Raw genomic sequence first — 750 nt, 5'->3', positions numbered from 1 at the left:
AGCTCCTTCATCACTCCAGAAGAACTGCCTTCATTTGGCACTTCAACCAGAATCCCCCAGGTAAGGTGATCATGAATAACAGCTTGGCCAATATCCAGAATATTCAATTCATATTGCGCCATAATACCTGTAATTTCAGAGGTTAAGCCGGACTTATCACGCCCTGAAACATTAATCAGAATAATTTCACTCAATTACTTCACCTTTTGCCTGCTTAGGCTCATTTTTTACAACTTCCATGCGATCAACTTTCTGCAGCCCTCTAGGAAGCTTATGCCCTCGCCTGCCACGTTCTCCGACATAATGCGTTAAGTCTGAGAATTTTAACTTCAAGTGACGCTTGCCTGAATGAATCACTAAATGATCATCTTCAGCAAAAATTGCCACGGACACCAACCACTCCTCACCACTTTGAACTCGAGCAGAAGGAATACTGATTATCTTGTTACCCTTTCCCTTCGCCAGTTCTGGCAGATCCTTCACGGGAAAGACCAACATCCGTCCTTCGTTACTCACTGCTGCGATATAATTGCCCTCAACAGTGCCTAGCATTTGAGGAGACATAACTTCCGCCCCTTTAGGCAAGGACAAAGCAGCCTTACCGGCTTTATTCTTGCTCTGCAAGTTAGAAATATTGCTAATAAAGCCGTAGCCAGCACTGCTCATCATCAATAGTTTCTGATCCGGTTCACCAAGCACGACCGCTTTAAACGTTGCGCCCGAAGGCGGGTTGATCTTACCGGTCAAGGG

Annotated in this window: 2 protein-coding genes; both read right to left on the bottom strand. The window is 45.3% G+C overall.

The features are described from left to right. The coding region (locus A3761_RS07760; RefSeq protein ID WP_156491728.1) for an ACT domain-containing protein at positions 1-194 on the bottom strand (194 nt) is incomplete at its 3' end. Next, positions 187-750 (bottom strand): DNA gyrase C-terminal beta-propeller domain-containing protein (locus A3761_RS07755; RefSeq protein WP_304439600.1); only part of this gene is annotated, 564 nt, incomplete at its 5' end. The genes A3761_RS07755 and A3761_RS07760, both read right to left, overlap by 8 nt.

Source organism: Oleiphilus sp. HI0123 (genome assembly GCF_001635315.1).
The sequence above is the reverse complement of the archived record's forward strand: the minus strand, read 5'-3'. Positions and strand labels throughout refer to the sequence as shown.